The organism is Roseivivax isoporae LMG 25204 (assembly GCF_000521865.1).
Taxonomy (GTDB): Bacteria; Pseudomonadota; Alphaproteobacteria; order Rhodobacterales; family Rhodobacteraceae; genus Roseivivax; species Roseivivax isoporae.
The window spans coordinates 137,822-155,583 of sequence record NZ_JAME01000003.1; the positions used below are offsets into that span (position 1 = coordinate 137,822).

Sequence of the window (17,762 nt, forward strand, 5' to 3'; positions counted from 1 at the left end):
ATGCCCGCCGGGGGCCGGTTCGGATTTCATGCGTCGGAGAGGCACAATTGAGGAGCTTCGACAGGATCGTCGTCGTGGACTGGTCGGCGCGCTCCGCCCCCTCGCCGCGCCGCGAGAGCGCGGACGCCATCTGGATCGGCATCGCGGGGCCGGACGGCGGGACCGAGTGCGCCTACATGCGTACCCGCGCGGCGGCCGAGGCGGCGCTGGCCGCGCTGTTCGACGCAGCGCTCGACCGGGGCGACAGGGTGCTGGCGGGGTTCGACTTTCCCTTCGCCTACCCGGCGGGGTTCGCAGGCGCGGTCACCGGGGCGGACGATCCGCTCCGGCTATGGGACTGGCTTGCGGCACGGGTCGAGGACGGGCCGGACAACGCCAACAACCGCTGGGACGTGGCACGCGCGCTCAATCGCATGTTCCCGGGCGTCGGGCCCTTCTGGGGGTGCCCTGCCGGAGAGGCGGGGCCGGACCTGCCGGCGCGCGGCAGCCTGCGGCACGGCCACGGCATGGCCGAACGGCGGCGGATCGAGGCGCGGCTGCCCCGCGCGCAGCCCTGCTGGAAGCTCTACACCACCGGGTCGGTCGGCTCGCAGGCGCTGCTCGGCCTGCCGGTCCTGTCCCGGCTCCGGCGCCGCTACGGTGCCGACCTGAGCGTGGCCCCCTTCGAGCCGCCCGACCGCCCGCTGGTTCTGGCGGAGGCGTTCCCGTCGCTCATCGCGTCCACCGTGGCGGCGCTGGCGGAGCCGGGCGAGGTGCGCGACCGGACGCAGGTGCGCGTCCTTGCCCGCGCCTTGTGGCGGCTCGAGGCTGGCAGGCTCGACGCGATGCTCCGCGAGGGCGACCGGGAGGAGGGATGGATCCTGGGTCACGGCCACGAGGCGGTGCTCGACGCCGCGGCGCGGGTGCCCTGAGCCTCAGTCGAAGGTGCCGGCGACGCGACCGAGCAGCATGAAGGCGCGCGAGGACCGGGTGTCGGCGAAATCCGAGATCTCGGCATCGGTCGCCGCGGGCTCGAACCGGGCGAAGCCGCGGTCGTAGAGGCGCAGGAAATGGTGCGCGGCGTCGCGGAAGATCGGGTCGGCCTTCATGCGCGCCGCCGTCAGCGCGAGCGCCGAGCGGTCGCGGATGCCGCCGAGCGCCGCGATCTCGCGCCCGCGGGCGCCCTGCGCGAACCGCCGCCAGGTCTCGGGGCGGGCCATGTCGGGCTTGAGGTCGTCCATGTAGATGCCTTCCTGCGCGAGCAGGGTCAGCACGTCCTGCGCCGCCTGGATCAGCTGCGCGGCCGGGCGGTCCTTCAGCGCGCGGCGGAGCGCGGCGAAGCCCTCGCGGTCCTCGGGCGTTTCCGGGAAGTTCAGCGCGCTCACGAAGTCGGCATTGCCGAGCGGCGGCGCGTCCGTTTCGGGCGGGGTGCCGAGGGCGAAGGTCGCCTGTTCCTCGGCGCGGGGCGTCTTAGCCTGCGGCTGGGCGGGCGCGGGGCGCGCGGCGGGCGTCGCGGCGCGCGCCGGCGGCTGGCCGCCCTGCGCGCGGGTCGAGGTGAAGGTGGCGAGCGCCGCGTCGGTCTTCTTCTGCGCGGCGGCGAGCTCGTCGAGCCGCCGGGTGATCGACGTGCCCTGCTGGTCGCTTCGCCCCGACTGCGCCTGCGCCACGTAGGCCTGCCGCAGGGCGTCGACCGATGCCTGCAGCCGCGCGCTCTCGGCACGCATCATGCGGGTGGCGCGCATGGCGGTCGTGGCGACCCAGACCATCGCCACGGGCAGGAAGATCACGAGGAGCGTCAGCAGGAGCCGCAGCGCACCCTCGTCCTCGGCCGCGCCGAAGAACACGAAGTAGCCGCCGGCCACCAGCAGCCAGAGCACCGAGAGGCCCGCAGCGACGAGCTCGCCGGGCGACGGATCGGGCCGGTCGCCTCGGTCGTACAGGCCGAGGCTTCCGGGGCGCGCGTCTTCGTGGGCCATGGTCCTTCCCCGGACGACGTCAGACGTAGCTGATCTTGAGGATCTCGTAGGACTTCTCGCCGCCGGGCGTGCGCACCTCGACGCTGTCGCCCTCCTCCTTGCCGATGAGGGCGCGGGCGATGGGCGAGCGGACGTTCAGGAGGCCCTTCTCGATGTTGGCCTCGTGCTCGCCGACGATCTGCCAGGTCTTCTCCTCGTCGGTGTCCTCGTCGACCACGGTGACGGTCGCGCCGAACTTCACCGCGCCCGACAGGGTGCGGGGGTCGATCACCTCGGCGAGCGACAGGATGCCCTCGACCTCCTTGATACGGCCCTCGATGAAGCTCTGCTTCTCGCGCGCCGAATGGTATTCGGCGTTTTCCGACAGGTCGCCGTGTTCGCGTGCCTCGGCGATCGCGCGGATGATCGCCGGCCGCTCCTCGGACTTGAGCGTCTTCAATTCGGCTTCGAGCGCGGCATGTCCCGCGCGGGTCATCGGTATCTTGTCCATGGATCGTCCAAACGTCTTTGGGCGGCCCTTGGGCCGCCCGTCGGTGTCAGCCTCGCACTTGACCGCAAAGGCGGGTCGATTTCAAGGGGCGACGGGCATCGCCGGCGCGGCGGCCCCGTGTCGCAAACGGATCGCAAGACGCCGTGTCACAATTGACCCCGGCCGCCCGCGACCTTTAGTTCACGTCGAGACATGCCGAGAGGAAGCGAGATGACCGACGTGACGCGCGAGGCGATGGAATACGACGTGGTGATCGTGGGAGCGGGGCCTGCGGGCCTGTCCGCCGCGATCCGCCTGAAGCAGCTCGACGCCGATCTGTCCGTCGTCGTCCTCGAGAAGGGATCGGAGGTCGGCGCGCACATCCTGTCGGGTGCGGTCCTCGACCCCTGCGGGCTCGACGCGCTGATCCCGGACTGGCGCGACCGGAACGCGCCGGTGACGGTGAAGGTGACGCAGGACAACTTCTACCTGCTGGGCGAAGAGGGGCAGGCGCGCATCCCGAACTGGCCGATGCCGCCGCTCATGAACAACCACGGCAACTACATCGTGTCGATGGGCAATGTCTGCCGCTGGATGGCCGAACAGGCCGAGGCGCTGGGCGTCGAGATCTTCCCGGGCATGGCGTGCTCGGAGATCGTCTGGGGCGAGGACGGCACGGTCAAGGGCGTGGTGGCGGGCGAGTTCGGCCTCAATGCCGACGGCACGCCCGGCGACGGCTATGAACCCGGCATGGAGCTGCACGGCAAGTACGTCTTCCTCGGCGAGGGCGTGCGCGGATCGCTGGCAAAGCAGGTGATCGCCCGGCACGACCTCGCCAAGGGCAAGGAGCCGCAGAAATACGGCCTCGGGATGAAGGAAATCTGGGAGATCGACCCGGCCAAGCACCGCGCCGGCACCGTCACCCACACCATGGGCTGGCCGCTCGGCAAGAACGCGGGCGGCGGGGCGTTCATCTACCACCTGGACAACAACCAGGTCTACGTGGGCTTCGTCGTCCACCTGAACTACGAGAACCCGTACCTCTACCCCTACATGGAGTTCCAGCGCTTCAAGCACCACCCGATGGTGAAGGAGCTGCTCGAGGGCGGAAAGCGCGTGGCCTACGGCGCGCGCGCGATCAGCGAGGGCGGCTACCAGTCGATGCCCAAGATGGTCGCGCCGGGCGTGGCGCTGCTCGGCTGCTCGGTCGGCATGGTCAACGTCCCGCGGATCAAGGGCAACCACAACGCGATGCTGTCGGGCAAGGCCGCGGCCGAGGCCGCGCATGCGGCGATCGCGGCCGGCCGCGCCGGTGACGAGCTCGCGGACTACGAGACCGAGGTGCGTACGGGTGCGATCGGCCAGGACCTGAAGCGCGTGCGCAACATCAAGCCGCTCTGGTCGAAATACGGCCTGACGGCGAGCCTCGCGCTCGGCGGGTTCGACATGTGGACGAACACCTTCGGCTTTTCCGCGTTCGGCACGCTCGGGCACGGCAAGTCGGACGCCGCCGCGACGGGCAAGGCGAAGAACTTCAAGCCGATCGACTATCCCAAGCCCGACGGCAAGCTGAGCTTCGACCGGCTGACCAACGTGTCCTTCGCGATGACGAACCACGAGGAAAGCCAGCCCTCGCACCTCAAGCTGAAGGAGCCCGAGGTGCAGGTGACGGTGGACTGGGCGGAGTATGCCGGCCCCTCGCAGCGCTACTGCCCGGCGGGCGTCTACGAGTTCGTGGACACCGACAGCGAGCCGCGGTTCGTCATCAACTTCCAGAACTGCGTCCACTGCAAGACCTGCGACATCAAGGACCCGGCCCAGAACATCACCTGGACGACCCCGCAGGGCGGCGACGGCCCGAACTACCCCAACATGTGATGCCGGGGCCGCGCCCGCGCGCGGCGGCGATCGCCCGCGCGGGCGGCGGTGACGAAGGCGTTATCCGCCGGGCCGGGCGGATCGGCCTCGCCCGCGTTGCATGGCATCCCCGGCGCCTGTAGGCTCGCCCAAACGGCAGCGAGTGCAGGCACAGGCGGGAGGCATCGGCATGGGCGGCATCGGGAACATGCGCAGGCAGGGATTGTGCCGGCTGGCCGCGGCAGCGGCCCTGGCGCTGGCCGCCGGGATGCCTGCGGGCGTTGCGGCACAGGGCGTGTCGGGCGATTATCTCGCGGCGCGGGCGGCCAGCATGGAGGGCGACTTCAGCGCGGCGGCCCGCTACTACGACCGCACGCTGCAGCACGACCGCGAGCGGCCCGAGCTGCTGGAGCGCGCGACGTTTTCGCACCTCGCGCTCGGCGACATCGAGCGGGCGGCGACGCTTGCCGAACGTCTCGACACGCTGAACCAGCCGAGCCAGATCGCGAACCTCGCGCTTCTCGCGCAGCGGCTCGGATCCGAGGACTACGCCGGCGCCATCGCGCAGATCGACGCGGGCGACAGCGTCGGGCGCATCGTCGACGGCCTGATCCGCGCCTGGGCGCTGCTCGGGCAGGGCGACATGTCGGATGCGCTGGTGGCCTTCGACGAGGTGGGCGAGATGCAGGGCCTCGCGCCCTTCGCCACCTACCACAAGGCGCTCGCGCTGGCCTCGGTCGGCGATTACGAGGGGGCCGAGACGATCTTTGCCTCGGGGGCGCTCGGCTCGGTGCAGATGACGCGCCGCGCGGTCATGGCGCGGGCCGAGATCCTGAGCCAGCTCGGCCGCAACGGCGAGGCGCTGGCGCTGATCGACGACGCCTTCACCGCCGGGATCGACCCGGGGCTCCGGGCGCTGCACGATGCGCTCTCGGAAGGCGAGGCTGTGCCGTTCACCCATGCGCAGCGGGCCCGCGACGGGCTGGCAGAGGTGTTCTACACGCTTGCCGGCGCGTTCTCGAACGAGATGTCCGAGGATTTCCTGCTGGTCTACGCGCGGATCGCCGTGCACCTGCGCCCCGAACACGTGGACGGGCTTCTCCTCACGGCGGAGCTGCTCGACAGTCTCGGGCAGCACGACCTCGCGGTCGAGGCCTACCGCAAGGTGCCGCGCGACCATCCCTCCTACCATGCGGCGGAACTCGGCCGGGCGAACTCTCTGCGCGTGAGCGGCCGCACGGACGCCGCGATCGAGGTGCTGGAAAGCCTGGCGCAGACCCATGGCGACCTGCCGGTGGTGATGTCGACGCTGGGCGACCTGATGCGCCAGCAGGAACGGTTCCCCGACGCCATCCGCGCCTACACCGATGCGATCGACAGCTACGACGAGCCCGACCGCACGCAGTGGTTCCTCTACTACGCCCGCGGCATCAGCCAGGAGCGGCAGGGCAACTGGCAGGAGGCCGAGGACGATTTCCGCAAGGCGCTGGAGCTCAATCCCGGCCAGCCGCAGGTGCTGAACTACCTCGGCTATTCGCTGGTCGAGCAGAAGGTGAAGCTCGACGAGGCGCTGTCGATGATCGAGGAGGCGGTCGCCGCGGAGCCCGATTCGGGCTACATCGTCGACAGCCTCGGCTGGGTGCTCTACCGCCTCGGCCGCTACGAGGAGGCCGTCGATCCGATGGAGCGCGCCGCCGAGCTGATGCCCATCGACCCGGTGGTGAACGACCACCTGGGCGACGTCTACTGGGCGGTCGGCAGGACGCGCGAGGCCGAGTTCATGTGGCGGCGCGCGCTGTCCTTCGTCGAGGCCGAGAACGTGAGCCAGGATGCCGATCCCGACCGCATCCGCCGCAAGCTCGAGGTGGGGCTCGACGCGGTTCTGGCCGAGGAAGGATCGCCCCCGCTGGACGTGGCTGCCGATGGCGGTGATTGAGGCCTTTGCCCCGGCGAAGATCAACCTGACGCTGCACGTCACCGGCCAGCGGCCCGACGGCTACCACGCGCTCGATTCGCTCGTCGTCTTCGCCGATGTGGGCGACAGCGTGCGCGTCGCGCCGGCCGACGCGTTGTCGCTCCGGGTGACCGGCCCGCGGGCCGACGGCGTGCCGGACGGCCCCGAGAACCTCGTTCAGAAGGCCGCGCGGCTCCTCGACCCGGTGCGCGGGGCCGAGATCGTGCTCGACAAGCGCCTGCCGACGGCGGCGGGGCTCGGCGGCGGGTCGTCCGATGCGGCCGCCACGCTCCGCGCTTTGTCCGAGCTCTGGGGCGTGCCGGTGCCGCGGAACGCGATGATCCTCGGCGCGGACGTGCCCATGTGCCTCGCGCCCGGCGCGCAGCGCATCTCCGGCGCGGGAGAGGGGACGATGCCGGTGGAACTGCCCGAACTGCCGGCGGTCCTGGTCAATCCGGGCATGGAGCTCTCGACGCCGGCCGTCTACGGCGCGCTCGAGACCAAGGAGAACCCGCCCATGCCCGAGGTCGTGCCGACCTTCGGCGACGCGGCGGACTGCGCGCGCTGGCTGGCCGAGCAGCGCAACGATCTGGGACCCCCGGCGCGCGGTCTCGCGCCCGTTGTGGGCGAGGTGCTCGCCGCGCTCTCGGACGCGATGCTGGCGCGGATGTCGGGGTCGGGGGCGACCTGTTTCGGGCTCTATGCCGACGCGGCGGCGGCGCGCCGCGCAGCCGACCGCATCGCCGCGGCCGAACCCGGATGGTGGGTCGCCGCGGTGACGCTGAACGGCGCGGACATGGCCGCGTCCTTCGGCGAGGATCAGTTCACGCGCGCGACCACGTAGTCGGCGAGGTCGATCAGCATCGCGCGGAAGGCGTCGTCGGGCAGGACCTGCATGGCCGCCTTCGCCTTGGCAGCCCAGCCGAGCGCGTCCTGCCGCGTCGCCTCGAGCGCGCCGTGGCGATCGAGAAGCCGCAGCGCGTGGTCGAGGTCGCCCTCCTCCTGCCGGCCCTTGCCGATGGTGCGGGCCCAGAAGGCGCGTTCCTCGGCATCCGCGGCGGCCACTGCCTTGATCACCGGCAGGGTCAGCTTGCGCTCGCGGAAATCGTCGCCGACGTTCTTGCCGGTCGCCTTGGCATCGCCCTGGTAGTCGAGGAGGTCGTCGACGATCTGGAACGCGATGCCCAGCGCGTCGCCGTATTCGTGCAGCGCGCGCACCTGCGGTTCCGGCGCGCCGGCAATGACGCCGCCGACCTCGGTCGCCGCCGAGAACAGCGCCGCGGTCTTGCCGCGCACGATCCGGAGGTAGATCCCCTCGTCCGTCGCAAGGTCCTGCGCCGCCGTGAGCTGCAGCACCTCGCCCTCGGCGATGGTGGCGGCGGCATTGGCGAGGATGTCGAGGACCCGCAGCGAGCCGGTCTCGACCATCAGCTGGAACGACCGCGCGAAGAGGTAGTCGCCCACCAGCACGCTCGACTTGTTGTCCCAGAGCAGGTTCGCCGTGGGACGCCCGCGCCGCTGGCGGCTTTCGTCCACCACGTCGTCGTGCAGGAGCGTCGCGGTATGGATGAACTCGACCGTCGCGGCGAGGTGCACGTGGAAGGGGCCGCCATAGCCCGACATGCGCGCCGCGGCGAGTGTCAGCATGGGCCGCAGCCGCTTGCCGCCGGCCTCGACGAGGTGCGCGGTGACCTCGGGGATGCGCGGCGCGTTCTCGGACGCCATGCGCGCGCGGATCAGCCGGTTCACCGCCGCAAGGTCGTCGGACAGGGCCGCGGCCAGGCGGTCGTGCGGTTTCGCCGACGGGTGATCGAGGCTCATGGAGGACCTCCTGTCGCTCTGTTCGGGACGCTCTCGACGGGGCGCGCGCCGGCGGGTTACATCTCGGGCATGGAAGAACTCTTGCGCACCAACGATATCACGCTGATCCCGCTTGCCCGCACCCTGCTCGACGAGGAGGGTATAGTGAGCTTTGAACTGGACGTAAACATGAGCGTCCTCGAGGGATCCTTGGGCATTCTGCCGCGGCGGCTGATGGTGCGCAGCGCGGACCTGCCGCGCGCGCGGCGCATCCTGTGGGAAAACGGGGTGGCGTTTGAGCGATGAGGCCTTTGCCGATGCCGACCTGACGCAGGACGCCTTCCTCGGGGGGCGGGTGCGGCTGTGGCAGCCGCGGCGGGGCTACAGGTCGGGCGTCGACCCGGTGCTTCTGGCCGCGTCGGTGGCGGCGGTGCCCGGGCAGCGGGTGCTCGACCTCGGCTGCGGCGCGGGCGCGGCGATGCTCTGCCTCGGCGCGCGGGTTCCGGGGCTCGACCTGACCGGGGTCGAGCTGCAGCCGGCCTACGCACGCCTCGCGCGGAGGAACGCGGCCGACGCGGAGTGTCCCGCCCGGGTGGTGACGGCCGACGTGGCGGCGCTGCCGCCCGACCTGCGGCAGGAGACCTTCGATCACGTCATCGCGAACCCGCCCTATTTCGAACCCGCCCGTCGGCAGGGCGCCGCCGATCCAGGGCGCGAAACGGGGCTCGCCGGCCCGACTCCCCTTGCGGACTGGGTAGCGACCGCGGCGCGGCGCACGGCACATGGCGGCAGCGTCACCTTCATCCAGCGGGTCGAGCGGCTGCCCGAGCTCCTCGCGGCCTTCGACGCGCGGCTCGGCGGGATCGAGTTCCTCCCGCTCGCGCCGCGCGTGGGGCGGCCTGCGCGGCTGATCCTTCTGCGCGGGCGCAAGGGTGGGCGTGCCGCGTTCCGCGCGCTGGCGCCGCTGATTCTGCATGCCGGCGACCGGCACGAAAGCGACGCCGAGGATTACGCCCCCGCGGTGGCAGCGATCCTGCGCGATGGCGCGCCGCTGCGCTTTTCGCCGTGATTTCGCACGATTGTTACCGAGCCGTTAGCCGCCCGTTGCCGAATGATGCATCGCGACGTGACTTTCGGGTCGTCCTGTGCTGCAATCAAGCTCCACGTTCCCTTACAGGAGGCCCCTATGAGCTTGAGTTCGCATCTGCAGGAACTGAAGAGAAAACACGCGTCGCTGAGCGAGGCGGTAGAGGCCGCGCAGCGCGCGCCGGGCATGGACCGCCTGCATGTCGCCGAGCTGAAGAAGCAGAAACTGCGTCTCAAGGAAGAGATCACGCGCCTGTCGGAAACCAGGCTGCACTGAGGGGGTTGCACCCGCCCGTGCCGGGCACCGCCCGATGCACGGTACCGGCTTAGGGATCCCGGCGCGCGCCCGCGCCGGGGTCCACCTGGAACGACCGCATGACCGCCCGTGCCGCGGCCGGGCGTCTCAGCCGCGCAGGAAGGCCGTGAGCGCCTCGACCTCCGCCGGCGCGATCTCGTGTCCCCCCGCATGCCATTCCGACGTGACCTGCGCGTCCTGTGCCGACAGGTAGGCGATCAGTGCCTCCGTCATGGGCGCAGGACAGATCGGGTCGCGCCGGCCCGCCGTCACGAGGATGCGGGTTCCCGCGAGGCCCGGCTGCGGCGCCGGGTCCCACGGGATCAGCGGGTGCAGGAGCGCGAGGTCGGTGAACACCTCGGGATGCGCCAGCGCCACCGACGCGGCGATGTTGGCGCCGTTCGAGTAGCCGAGGGCGATGGTCCGCGTGGCGCCGACCCGGTCCCTGTGCGCCGAGACGAAGCGCGCCATGGCCTCCGTCGCCCGTGCGAGGTCGTCCATGTCGTAGACGCCTTCGGCCGCGCGGCGGAAGAACCGCAGGGCGCCGCCCTCCGACACGTCGCCGCGGGGCGAGACGACATGCGCGCCGGGCAGAAGGTCCGACGCCGCGTCGTGAAATTGCCGTTCGGTCCCGCCGGTCCCGTGCAGGGTGACGACGAGGGGCGCGCCAGGGCGCCCCTGTGTCTCGGCATGGACGTAGAGGTCCGCCGCATCAGTCATGGATCGGCTCCAGGTAGCGGGTTTCCAGCGCCTCGCGCAGGTGCTCGTGCTGCTTGGGCAGCTTGAGCGCCTGGCCGAGATGCGCGCTGTCCTCGTCGCGGTCGAAGCCGGGCTCGTTGGTGGCCACTTCGAACAGCACGCCGCCGGGGGTGCGGAAGTAGATCGCCCAGAAATAGTCCCGGTCGATCACCGGCGTCACCTGGTAGCCCGTGTCGGTCAGCGCCTTGCGCACCTCGAGCTGCTTCGCGCGGTTCTCGACGGCGAAGGCCACGTGGTGCACCGATCCCGCGCCTTGGTCGGCCCGCGGCGCGTCGAGGCGCGTCAGGTCGATCACATGGGCGCCGTTGCCGTCCTCGAGCCGCATGCGGGTCGTGCCCTCGCGCGTCTCGTCCTCGACATAGCCCATGAAGCGCAGCAGCTCCGCCGTCGCGGCGGGATCGCGCAGCGCCATGTCGGTCGAGTGGAAGCCGCGGATCGCCACGTCGGCCGGCACGCCGTTGCCGGTCCACGGGGCGCGGTCGTCATCATCGACCTCGACCAGCGCAAAGACGTCGCCATCCGGCCCCTCGAACGCGAGCCGCGCCTCGCCGAAGCGGATGCCGGCATCGATCCCGGTGACGCCCGCGGCCGTCAGGCGGTCCTTCCAGTAGGGCAGGGCGCCGACGGGCACCGCGAAGGCCGTGACACCGACCTCGCCCGCGCCGCGCCGCCCGCGGCGGGCATGCGGGAAGGGAAAGTAGGTCATAACCGTGCCGGGGGTGCCCGCCTCGTCGCCGTAATAGAGGTGATAGACCTCGGGCGCGTCGAAGTTGACCGTCTTCTTGACCCGGCGCAGGCCGAGCACCTTGGTGAAGAAATCGTTGTTGGACTGTGCGCCCGACGCGAGCGAGGTCACGTGGTGCAGCCCCTTGATGTCCGTGATCATGGCCGTCTCCTCGGTTTTGTTGACGCGAAGATAGGGGCGGCGCGCTGTGCGGAAAATGCGGATCCGGGCACCTGATCAGTGCGCTCTCGCACGCATCCACCTGGACGCGCGGCACAAGAAGGGGGCGCGTCCGCACGGAACGCGCCCCCCCTGGTGCCGTGGATCGGTCGTCAGACGAAGAACTGCGCGCCGTTCGCCGAGATCGTCGAGCCGTTGATGAACTGCGAATCCTCCGAAGCGAGGAAGGTGACGCAGCGGGCGATCTCCTCGGGCTCGCCCAGACGGCCGGCGGGGATCATGCTGATGATCTTCTCGCGCACCTTCTCGGGGACGGCCATGACCATCTCGGTCGCGATGTAGCCCGGGCAGATCGCGTTGGCGGTGATCCCCTTGCCGGCGCCTTCCTGCGCGAGGCTCTTCACGATGCCGAGGTCGCCCGCCTTGGTCGCGGCGTAGTTCACCTGGCCGAACTGTCCCTTCTGGCCGTTGATCGACGAGATCACGATGATGCGGCCGAAGCCGCGGTCGCGCATGCCCGGCCAGACCGGGTGCACGGTGTTGAAGACGCCGGTGAGGTTGGTGTCGACGACCTCCTTCCACTGCTCGGGGGTCATCTTATGGAACGGCGCGTCACGGGTGATGCCGGCATTGGCCACGATCACGTCGATCGGCCCGAGATCGGCCTCGACCGCCTCGATCCCGGCCTTCGATTCCTCGTAGTCGGCGACGTTCCACTTGTAGGTCTTGATGCCGGTCTCGTCGGTGAAGGCCTTCGCCTTCTCGTCGTTGCCGGCATAGGTGGCCGCCACCTGGTAGCCTTCGGCCTTCAATGCCTTCGAGATCGCGGCGCCGATGCCGCGGCTGCCGCCGGTAACCAGTGCTGTGCGTGCCATTCCGTTCTCCTCCGTGGTGGCTGGGTAATTCCGTTCCAAATCACTGCGATAAATCGCAACAATATTACAAACGACAGATCAGGTTTCCTCTTCGGCGTCAAGCAGCCGGCGCGCGTCCGCTTCGCCCTGGTCCCAGGTCCGCCGCAGCTTGTCGGGATCGGTGAAGTCGATCTTGTCCGCGGGCGTCTCCTCGCTCGGGCAGACGTAGTGGCGGCGGGGACTGTCCGGCATGCTGCGGTAGTCCCGCGTCAGGAGGATCAGCGTCTCGCCCCGGTCGGGCGAGGGCATCGGTGCCTGGTCGGCCATGCCGCCGTCGATCACCGGCCGCCCGTCCCAGTCGGGCGGGTCGAAGACCGGCGGGATCACCGCGGCGGCGCAGACGAGGTCGGCGAGCCGGCCTTCGCGGGCGGCCTCGTTGGCGTCCACCAGCGTCGAGGTCAGGCCCATCTTCTCGGCCCATTCGAAATGCGGCGCGTTGATCAGGTGCAGCTCGGCTTCGTAGAACAGCGTCATCGCCGCGCCCGTGAGCTTGGGCCAGCGGCGGTCGGGCGGGTGCGCGACAAGGATCTGCAACTGCGGGCCGTCGGCCACGCGTTTCTCGGCCGCCGCGTCGATGACGCGCTCGACGACCTCGCAGTACAGCTGCTGGTGCGAGGTGATCCCGTGTCCGCCGCGTTCGAAGAGATGCCGCGGATCGAAGAGGTTGTGGTTTCGGTCCTGATCAGAGAAGGCCGCGCACATTTCCTCGAGGAGCCTGCGCTCGATGCCCGCGAGGAACCCCACGGCCGAAAGCGCGCCGCCCGAGACGCCCGCCACGCGGTCGGGCGTCGGCCGGCGCCGTTCGCACAGCGCCTCCATGAAGCCGCCCTGCCAGAAGCAGCGCAGGCCGCCTCCGGAAAAGACGATCTGTTCGGGTGCGCGCGGAAGCCCGGCCATCAGGTGACGGGCGGGGCCATGCCCCGCCGCCGGTCCGGTGGGATCAGGGCCGCTCGACGCAGAGGGCGACACCCATGCCGCCGCCGATGCAGAGCGTGGCGAGACCCTTCTTGGCGCCGCGGCGCTTCATCTCGAAGAGCAGCGTGTTGAGCACGCGCGCACCCGAGGCGCCGATCGGGTGGCCGATGGCGATGGCGCCGCCGTTCACGTTCACCTTCTCGGGATCCCAACCCATGTCCTTGTTGACCGCGCAGGCCTGCGCCGCAAAGGCCTCGTTCGCCTCGACGAGGTCGAGGTCCTCGGGCTTCCAGCCGGCCTTCTCGAGCGCCTTGCGGCTGGCGTGAATCGGGCCCACGCCCATGATCGCCGGGTCGAGGCCCGCGGTGGCATAGGACACGATGCGCGCGAGCGGCTCGATGCCGCGCTTCTCGGCGTTCTCGGCGCTCATCAAGAGGACGCCCGCGGCGCCGTCGTTGATGCCCGAGGCGTTGCCCGCGGTCACGCTGCCGTCCTTGGTGAAGGCGGGGCGCAGCTTCTGCATGCTGTCGATGGTCGCGCCGTGGCGGATGTACTCGTCCTTGTCGACGACCGTGTCGCCCTTGCGGCCCTTGACCGTGAACGGGATCACCTCGTCGTCGAACCGGCCGGCCTTTTGCGCCGCCTCTGCCTTGTTCTGCGAGGCGAGCGCGAACTCGTCCTGCATCTCGCGGCTGATCTGCCACTTCTCGGCGACGTTCTCGGCGGTCTGGCCCATGTGGTAGCCGTTGAACGCGTCCCAGAGGCCGTCGCGGATCATCGTGTCGATGTACTTGACGTCGCCCATCTTGTGGCCGGCGCGCAGGTGCGCGGCATGGGGGCTCAGCGACATGCTTTCCTGGCCGCCGGCACAGATGATGTCGGCGTCGCCGAGCATGATGTGCTGCGCGCCGAGCGCGACCGCGCGCAGGCCCGAGCCGCAGACCTGGTTGATGCCCCAAGCCGCCGCTTCCTGCGGCAGGCCGGCATTGATGTGCGCCTGCCGGGCGGGGTTCTGGCCCTGCGCCGCGGTCAGCACCTGCCCGAGGATGGTCTCGGAGATCTCGGACTTGTCGACGCCTGCGCGCTCGACCAGCGCCTCGAGCATCGCGGCCCCCAGATCGTGCGCCGGAACCGTGGCGAAGGCGCCGTTGAAACTGCCGACCGCGGTGCGGGCAGCGGATGCGATCACGATGTTGGTCATGCCTTGATCTCCCTCCGTGGTCAGGCGGGGATGCGCGGCTGCTCGCAGCGGCGCGTCCGTCCCCCGAGTCACTACCGGGTTTGCGGGCACGGCACAACTCGCCGCTGGCGTGCAGCACGCCGCGCGGGCGGCTCAGGCAGAAGCCCGTCCGGCGGTGTCGCGCCAGGGCGGCTGCAGTGTCGGCGCGGCGAAGTAGTACCCCTGCAGGCAGGTCACCCCGATCCCGGCGAGAAAGGCGGCGTCGGCGGCGTTTTCCACCGATTCCGCGACCGTCAGCAGGTCGAATTCCGTGGCCAGCGCCTGGAAGGCGCGCAGCAGGACCTGGTTGTCGGGATCGCCGGCCACGCCGCGCACGAACTGCCCGTCGAATTTCAGGATGTCGAAGGGCAGTTCGCGGAACCAGCGGAAGCGGGTCACGTCGCTGCCGAAATCGTCGAGGGCGAAGGCTATTCCCAGCGGCTGGCAGGCGCGCATGAAGTCGAGCGTGAGGTCGGGCAGCAGCATCGCCGAGGGTTCGGCGATCTCGAGGATCAGGCGTTCGCCGAGGGTCGGGTCGTCCCGGAGCCCGCGTTCGAGCAGCTGTCGCCAGCGCGGAAAGCCGATCGAGCGGGCCGACATGTTGACCGCGAGCCGGAGATCCGGGGTTTCGCGCAGGTGGCACAGGCCGCGGTCGAGCGCCGCGCAGTCGAGTAGGCGCCCGGCCTCGGTCTCGTCGACCTCGCGCATGAACTCGGCCGCCGGGATGATCCGGCCGGTCGGGTCGAGCACGCGCACGAAGCTTTCGTAGAAGGCGACGCGCCCCTGCGCCTGCGCCGCCACCACGGGCTGGAAGGCGAGCCGCACCTGCCCGTGGCGCACGGCCTCCGTGACCGTGGCCACCACGTCGCGGTCGCGGACCGAAAGCGCGGCATCGAGCGCGTTCCTCGGGTCGTCGGGATCCTGCGGCGGGGGCACGGCGGGTCATCTCCTGTCCTGGTGCACCGGTTATGCCGCGCGGCGACCTAACGTCGCCTTAACGGGCGGCCGTTCGGGGCCGGTTGACTCCCCACCCCAGCCGTCTATAAGCCCGCTTTCGTTGGTGTTGGTGGCCCCCGCAAGGGGATGCCTGTCACGGGCCCTCCGCCCGAGAGGACAACGCCCTTCAGCCGGGCCCGAGCGACCACCGCGAGGGCGCATCACATATTGAAGGAGATCAGACGGTGACCAAACGCACCTCTGCCAAGTACAAGCTCGACCGCCGGATGGGCGAGAACATCTGGGGTCGTCCGAAATCCCCGGTCAACCGCCGCGAATACGGCCCCGGCCAGCACGGCCAACGCCGCAAGGGCAAGATGTCCGACTTCGGCCTGCAGCTTCGCGCCAAGCAGAAGCTCAAGGGCCATTACGGCGACCTGACCGAGAAGCAGTTCCGCCGCATCTTCGCCGAGGCCGAGCGTGTCCGCGGCGACACCGGCGAGATCCTGATCGGCCTGCTCGAGCGCCGGCTCGACGCGGTCGTCTACCGCGCCAAGTTCGTGCCGACCGTCTTCGCGGCCCGCCAGTTCGTGAACCACGGCCACGTGCTCGTGAACGGCCGCCGGGTGAACATCCCTTCCTACCGCGTGAAGGAAGGCGACGTCATCGAGGTGCGCGAGAAGTCCAAGCAGCTCACCTCGGTGCTCGAGGCCGCAGGCCTGCCCGAGCGGGACGTGCCGGATTACCTCGAGGTCGACCACTCCAAGATGACCTGCACCTTCGTCCGCCAGCCGGGCCTCGCGGACGTTCCGTTCGCCGTGCAGATGGAACCGAACCTCGTCATCGAATTCTACGCGCAGAACTGATGCCGCGACCCCGCGGCGCCCTTCGGGGCGCGCCGCGGGGTCCGCATCGCTGCGCCGCACAACGAAGAACCCCCGCAGGCGATCCCTGCGGGGGTTCTTTCATGTCCCGGTGCCCGTTCGGGCGTCGTGCGCGGCTCAGACGTAGAGGACGTCGGCGAAGACGTGGCGCGCGATGTCCTCGCGGCGGATGCCGCGGCGGGCGAGTTCCGCGTCGCTCATGGCGTTCAGCGCCTGCATCCTGCGCAGGCGCGAATTGCTTTCCGCGAGCAGGATGAACGGGCGGAACAGCTTCTCGAAAAAGCCGGTGGCGGTGCCGGTCGCCGGGGCGGCGGCGTCGGTGGATGCGTAGGCCATTGTCAGAACCTCCTGAAAATCTGGCCCTCCCTTTGTCCACAGAGCTAGATGCCGCAGCGCGGCATAACCAGTCCCAAGGCTGCAAGCCCGGCACCCGGGACATGCATGGCTCGGTCCCCGGAACGAAAAAGGGACGGTCCGAAGACCGCCCCCGCGTTCTGAAAAGGATGCGTAAAATCGCTCTGGTCTGGCCGCCACCGGATGGGGACAGGCAGCGGTCGGTCACTGTCGCGGTGCCCCAGTATCAGCCGCGCATGACAGTACGACGAAATCCAGGCGAAGGTTTTCGGACGCGCCTATCCGGTCGCGGCCAGAGCGCTGACCGCGCCGCTCGACTGCACGAACCGGTCGGCCGCCTCTCCCGCCAGGTGGGCGATGCGTCCCGCGCAGATCGTGCCCTCGATCGACCGGGTCCGCGCGTTCACCAGCGTGAGGTCGGCGCGGCGGCCGTAGTCGATCACGCCGCGGTCCGGCAGGCGCAGGATCTCGGCGGGCCCGGATGAAATCAGGGCCCAGGCCTGCGGCAGGGACAGCGTGCCGGCCTCGACCAGCCCGAACGCCGCGTCGGCCAGCGCCGAATAGACCCCGTTCGAAATCAACGCGCTGCAGAGCCCGTCGCGGACGAGGTCGTGGGCGGTCCCGGACTCGTCCAGGACCTGCGCGGCCGGGACCGCGACCGGGTCGCCCACGGCGCGCGACAGGGCGGCGGCCTTGCGGCTCACGGGGCGGGCACACAGCTTGGCGCCGATCATCGCCCAGGTCTCGCGCGTCTCGCCGTCGGCGTCGTCGAGGCTGCCATAGGTCACGCCCAGCGTGTCGAAGCCCTCGGCGAGCCGGCAGAGGTGGCGCGGCACCTCGCGCCGTTCCCCGGCGGCCCGCCGCATCCGGCTGGCGAGGTCGGCGCGCGCGCCCGGCAGGGACGGCGCGGCGCCGGAGCGCACGAGCTGCGACAGCCGGTCGGTGAACAGCACGAGGTCGACACGGTGGCGGCGCACGGCGGCGAGGAGCGCGTCGCGCGTCTCGACCGTGTGGGTCTCGCAGGACAGCGAGACGCGCAGGTCGATGAGCCCGCGGGTCGCCACGAAGCCCTCGTGCGCGGCGAGGAAGGCCTGCGCGGCCTCGGGTGCGGCGGTGCCGCCCTCCCAGCTCCACCCCTGCGCGATCCAGGCGGTGGTGACGCCGTTCGCGGCGGCCTCGCGCTCGATCGCGGCGAGGAAGGTCGCCGTGTGGCGGGCACCGGCGTGCTGTGGAACCGCGTGCTGGGGGATCGGGCGTTCGGCGTGAAGGTCGACGATGCCCGGCAGGACGAGGAAGCCCGACAGGTCGACCTCGGGCAGCGGGCCCTTCGAGATGCGGCCGTCCTCGATGGCCACCGACCGCCGCTGCAACATGCCGCCACGCAGCACCGTCGCCCCGGTCAGGCGGACGCGCACGGACCGCGCACGGGGCGGCAGGACGGGACGGATCTCGGTCATCATG

Annotated in this window: 19 protein-coding genes; 8 read left to right on the top strand and 11 right to left on the bottom strand. The window is 70.5% G+C overall.

Translation table 11 applies throughout. The annotated features are described in order from the left end of the window. The first annotated feature begins 47 nt into the window (after positions 1 to 47). The gene (locus RISW2_RS02800; RefSeq protein ID WP_043766291.1) at positions 48 to 911 is read left to right on the top strand and encodes a hypothetical protein; all 864 of its coding nucleotides are present in this window, start codon (positions 48 to 50) and stop codon (positions 909 to 911) included. A gap of 3 nt (positions 912 to 914) precedes the next feature. On the opposite strand, the gene RISW2_RS02805 is transcribed toward RISW2_RS02800, so the two are convergent. Both RISW2_RS02805 and greA read right to left on the bottom strand, forming a co-directional pair. Further along, positions 915 to 1,955 (bottom strand): hypothetical protein, encoded by a 1,041-nt coding sequence (locus tag RISW2_RS02805; RefSeq protein WP_043766294.1) that lies wholly within the window; start codon positions 1,953 to 1,955, stop codon positions 915 to 917. A gap of 19 nt (positions 1,956 to 1,974) precedes the next feature. After that, positions 1,975 to 2,445 carry a transcription elongation factor GreA gene (gene greA / locus RISW2_RS02810; protein ID WP_043766297.1) on the bottom strand — a complete coding sequence of 157 codons (471 nt, stop codon included), beginning with the start codon at positions 2,443 to 2,445 and terminating at the stop codon, positions 1,975 to 1,977. 210 nt (positions 2,446 to 2,655) lie between these two features. Between greA and RISW2_RS02815 the strand changes: the two genes are divergently transcribed. The 3 genes from RISW2_RS02815 (at position 2,656) to RISW2_RS02825 (ending at position 7,079) form a co-directional block, all read left to right on the top strand. Then, complete coding sequence (locus RISW2_RS02815; RefSeq protein ID WP_043766299.1) at positions 2,656 to 4,302, top strand: electron transfer flavoprotein-ubiquinone oxidoreductase; 1,647 nt, start codon at positions 2,656 to 2,658, stop codon at positions 4,300 to 4,302. A gap of 169 nt (positions 4,303 to 4,471) precedes the next feature. Further along, positions 4,472 to 6,217, top strand: coding sequence for a tetratricopeptide repeat protein (locus RISW2_RS02820; RefSeq protein ID WP_244437495.1), 1,746 nt, complete (start codon positions 4,472 to 4,474; stop codon positions 6,215 to 6,217). Beyond that, positions 6,210 to 7,079, top strand: a complete 870-nt coding sequence (locus RISW2_RS02825) for a 4-(cytidine 5'-diphospho)-2-C-methyl-D-erythritol kinase (protein WP_084615222.1) — start codon at positions 6,210 to 6,212, stop codon at positions 7,077 to 7,079. Before RISW2_RS02820 ends, RISW2_RS02825 begins: the two co-directional genes overlap by 8 nt. Here the strand turns inward: RISW2_RS02825 and RISW2_RS02830 are convergent. After that, a complete protein-coding gene (locus RISW2_RS02830; RefSeq protein ID WP_043766302.1) occupies positions 7,055 to 8,056 on the bottom strand; it encodes a polyprenyl synthetase family protein in 1,002 nt (333 codons plus the stop codon). The genes RISW2_RS02825 and RISW2_RS02830 overlap by 25 nt on opposite strands. Positions 8,057 to 8,125: 69 nt before the next feature. Between RISW2_RS02830 and RISW2_RS02835 the strand changes: the two genes are divergently transcribed. From RISW2_RS02835 to RISW2_RS23860, 3 genes are all read left to right on the top strand, one after another. Beyond that, a complete protein-coding gene (locus RISW2_RS02835) occupies positions 8,126 to 8,341 on the top strand; it encodes a putative signal transducing protein (RefSeq protein WP_043766304.1) in 216 nt (71 codons plus the stop codon). After that, positions 8,331 to 9,104 (top strand): tRNA1(Val) (adenine(37)-N6)-methyltransferase, encoded by a 774-nt coding sequence (locus RISW2_RS02840; protein WP_043766306.1) that lies wholly within the window; start codon positions 8,331 to 8,333, stop codon positions 9,102 to 9,104. Before RISW2_RS02835 ends, RISW2_RS02840 begins: the two co-directional genes overlap by 11 nt. 117 nt (positions 9,105 to 9,221) lie before the next feature. Then, on the top strand, positions 9,222 to 9,398 hold the full coding sequence (locus RISW2_RS23860; protein ID WP_084615223.1) for a YdcH family protein: 177 nt from the start codon (positions 9,222 to 9,224) through the stop codon (positions 9,396 to 9,398). Between the two features lie 126 nt (positions 9,399 to 9,524). On the opposite strand, the gene RISW2_RS02845 is transcribed toward RISW2_RS23860, so the two are convergent. The 6 genes from RISW2_RS02845 to RISW2_RS02870 all read right to left on the bottom strand — a co-directional run bounded on the left by RISW2_RS02845 (position 9,525) and on the right by RISW2_RS02870 (position 15,063). Then, complete coding sequence (locus RISW2_RS02845) at positions 9,525 to 10,136, bottom strand: alpha/beta hydrolase (RefSeq protein WP_043766308.1); 612 nt, start codon at positions 10,134 to 10,136, stop codon at positions 9,525 to 9,527. Further along, positions 10,129 to 11,061: a VOC family protein gene (locus RISW2_RS02850; RefSeq protein WP_043766311.1), complete on the bottom strand. Its 933-nt coding sequence runs from the start codon at positions 11,059 to 11,061 to the stop codon at positions 10,129 to 10,131. The genes RISW2_RS02845 and RISW2_RS02850 overlap by 8 nt, the downstream gene beginning before the upstream one ends. Positions 11,062 to 11,231: 170 nt before the next feature. Further along, positions 11,232 to 11,954, bottom strand: a complete 723-nt coding sequence (gene phbB / locus RISW2_RS02855) for an acetoacetyl-CoA reductase (protein WP_043766314.1) — start codon at positions 11,952 to 11,954, stop codon at positions 11,232 to 11,234. A 78-nt stretch (positions 11,955 to 12,032) separates the two neighbouring features. After that, entirely contained in the window at positions 12,033 to 12,890 is an 858-nt protein-coding gene (locus RISW2_RS02860) for a patatin-like phospholipase family protein (RefSeq protein ID WP_043766317.1), read from the bottom strand. Positions 12,891 to 12,933: 43 nt separating this feature from the next. Further along, positions 12,934 to 14,109: an acetyl-CoA C-acetyltransferase gene (locus tag RISW2_RS02865; protein WP_043766319.1), complete on the bottom strand. Its 1,176-nt coding sequence runs from the start codon at positions 14,107 to 14,109 to the stop codon at positions 12,934 to 12,936. 132 nt (positions 14,110 to 14,241) lie between these two features. After that, positions 14,242 to 15,063, bottom strand: coding sequence for an EAL domain-containing protein (locus tag RISW2_RS02870; RefSeq protein ID WP_043766322.1), 822 nt, complete (start codon positions 15,061 to 15,063; stop codon positions 14,242 to 14,244). Positions 15,064 to 15,308: 245 nt separating this feature from the next. Between RISW2_RS02870 and rpsD the strand changes: the two genes are divergently transcribed. Then, the gene (gene rpsD / locus RISW2_RS02875; protein ID WP_043766325.1) at positions 15,309 to 15,929 is read left to right on the top strand and encodes a 30S ribosomal protein S4; all 621 of its coding nucleotides are present in this window, start codon (positions 15,309 to 15,311) and stop codon (positions 15,927 to 15,929) included. A gap of 135 nt (positions 15,930 to 16,064) precedes the next feature. Here the strand turns inward: rpsD and RISW2_RS02880 are convergent, their stop codons facing one another. Together RISW2_RS02880 and RISW2_RS02885 are read right to left on the bottom strand one after the other, a co-directional pair. Beyond that, a complete protein-coding gene (locus tag RISW2_RS02880) occupies positions 16,065 to 16,283 on the bottom strand; it encodes a hypothetical protein (protein ID WP_043766327.1) in 219 nt (72 codons plus the stop codon). Between the two features lie 296 nt (positions 16,284 to 16,579). After that, positions 16,580 to 17,761, bottom strand: a complete 1,182-nt coding sequence (locus RISW2_RS02885) for an amidohydrolase family protein (RefSeq protein WP_341872001.1) — start codon at positions 17,759 to 17,761, stop codon at positions 16,580 to 16,582. Position 17,762 lies beyond the last annotated feature (1 nt).

Bases quoted from the DNA above. Each gene is read 5' to 3' on its own strand.
- RISW2_RS02805 (WP_043766294.1), bottom strand. From the start codon at position 1,955: ATGGCCCACGAAGACGCGCGCCCCGGAAGCCTCGGCCTGTACGACCGA.
- phbB (WP_043766314.1), bottom strand. From the start codon at position 11,954: ATGGCACGCACAGCACTGGTTACCGGCGGCAGCCGCGGCATCGGCGCC.
- RISW2_RS02820 (WP_244437495.1), top strand. From the start codon at position 4,472: ATGGGCGGCATCGGGAACATGCGCAGGCAGGGATTGTGCCGGCTGGCC.
- RISW2_RS02860 (WP_043766317.1), bottom strand. From the start codon at position 12,890: ATGGCCGGGCTTCCGCGCGCACCCGAACAGATCGTCTTTTCCGGAGGC.
- RISW2_RS23860 (WP_084615223.1), top strand. From the start codon at position 9,222: ATGAGCTTGAGTTCGCATCTGCAGGAACTGAAGAGAAAACACGCGTCG.
- RISW2_RS02850 (WP_043766311.1), bottom strand. From the start codon at position 11,061: ATGATCACGGACATCAAGGGGCTGCACCACGTGACCTCGCTCGCGTCG.
- RISW2_RS02885 (WP_341872001.1), bottom strand. From the start codon at position 17,761: ATGATGACCGAGATCCGTCCCGTCCTGCCGCCCCGTGCGCGGTCCGTG.
- RISW2_RS02830 (WP_043766302.1), bottom strand. From the start codon at position 8,056: ATGAGCCTCGATCACCCGTCGGCGAAACCGCACGACCGCCTGGCCGCG.
- greA (WP_043766297.1), bottom strand. From the start codon at position 2,445: ATGGACAAGATACCGATGACCCGCGCGGGACATGCCGCGCTCGAAGCC.
- RISW2_RS02880 (WP_043766327.1), bottom strand. From the start codon at position 16,283: ATGGCCTACGCATCCACCGACGCCGCCGCCCCGGCGACCGGCACCGCC.
- RISW2_RS02845 (WP_043766308.1), bottom strand. From the start codon at position 10,136: ATGACTGATGCGGCGGACCTCTACGTCCATGCCGAGACACAGGGGCGC.
- RISW2_RS02815 (WP_043766299.1), top strand. From the start codon at position 2,656: ATGACCGACGTGACGCGCGAGGCGATGGAATACGACGTGGTGATCGTG.
- RISW2_RS02835 (WP_043766304.1), top strand. From the start codon at position 8,126: ATGGAAGAACTCTTGCGCACCAACGATATCACGCTGATCCCGCTTGCC.
- RISW2_RS02865 (WP_043766319.1), bottom strand. From the start codon at position 14,109: ATGACCAACATCGTGATCGCATCCGCTGCCCGCACCGCGGTCGGCAGT.